The 1,049-nt window shown below is 69.5% G+C and carries 1 protein-coding gene; it reads left to right on the top strand.

Annotated features, from left to right (window positions below):
- Window positions 1-316 precede the first annotated feature (316 nt).
- Window positions 317-1,049, top strand: a 733-nt coding sequence (locus MHY20_RS11495; RefSeq protein WP_239376903.1) for a class I tRNA ligase family protein, incomplete at its 3' end; no start/stop codon positions are given.

Raw genomic sequence — 1,049 nt, 5'->3', positions numbered from 1 at the left:
CCCACCGAGCCCGCGCCCACCGAGCCCGCACCCATCGAGACCGCAGCGTCCGCGCCCACCGCGCCCGAGACCCCCTCGCGCCCAGCCGACGAGGTCGGTTAGACTCACCCCATCGGCATCGACCCGGCCATCACCGGAGAGCCGCGGGAAGAACCGGCCGCCCCAGAGCGGCCCCAGTAGAACCCGCCGGGACCAGCCCGTCACAGCTGATGAATGAGCGGGCGCCCCACGGGGCGCCAACCGGGGTGGTACCGCGCGCCCAGCGTTCCCGGGTCTGAGACTTCCCGACCCGCAGCAGCGCAAGGAGCAGTGCCCGATGGCCTACCCGAAGAACGGTGACGACCTCACCGCCTCCCCGAACCTCCCCGAGGTCGAGTCCGACGTCCTCGGCTTCTGGAAGCAGGACGACACCTTCCGCGCCTCCATTGCCAACCGCGACGGCGCCGAGGAGTTCGTGTTCTACGACGGCCCGCCGTTCGCCAACGGCCTGCCGCACTACGGCCACCTCCTGACCGGCTTCGTCAAGGACGTCATCCCGCGCTTCCGCACCATGTGCGGCTACAAGGTGGACCGCCGCTTCGGCTGGGACACCCACGGCCTGCCCGCCGAACTGGAGGCGATGCGCGAGCTCGGCATGACCGAGAAGCGCGAGATCGAAGAGATGGGCATCGCGACGTTCAACGCCGCCGCCCGCTCCTCCGTCCTGAAGTTCACGGACCAGTGGCAGGAGTACGTGGAGCGGCAGGCCCGCTGGGTGGACTTCGAGAACGACTACAAGACCCTGAACCTGCCGTTCATGGAGTCGGTGCTGTGGGCGTTCAAGACCCTGCACGACAAGGGCCGCGCCTATGAGGGCCACTCCGTGCTGCCGTACTGCTGGCGCGACCAGACCCCGCTGTCGAACCACGAACTGCGGATGGATGACGACGTCTACCAGGACCGCCAGGACCCGTCGGTCGTGGTCACCTTCCCGCTCACCGGCGAGAAGGCCGCCGGCCTCGGTCTCGACGGCGTGCACGCGCTCGCCTGGACCACGACTCCGTGGACGC

The sequence above is a fragment of the Helcobacillus sp. ACRRO genome (assembly GCF_022347125.1).
GTDB lineage: Bacteria > Actinomycetota > Actinomycetes > Actinomycetales > Dermabacteraceae > Helcobacillus > Helcobacillus massiliensis.
The sequence above is the reverse complement of the archived record's forward strand: the minus strand, read 5'-3'. Positions and strand labels throughout refer to the sequence as shown.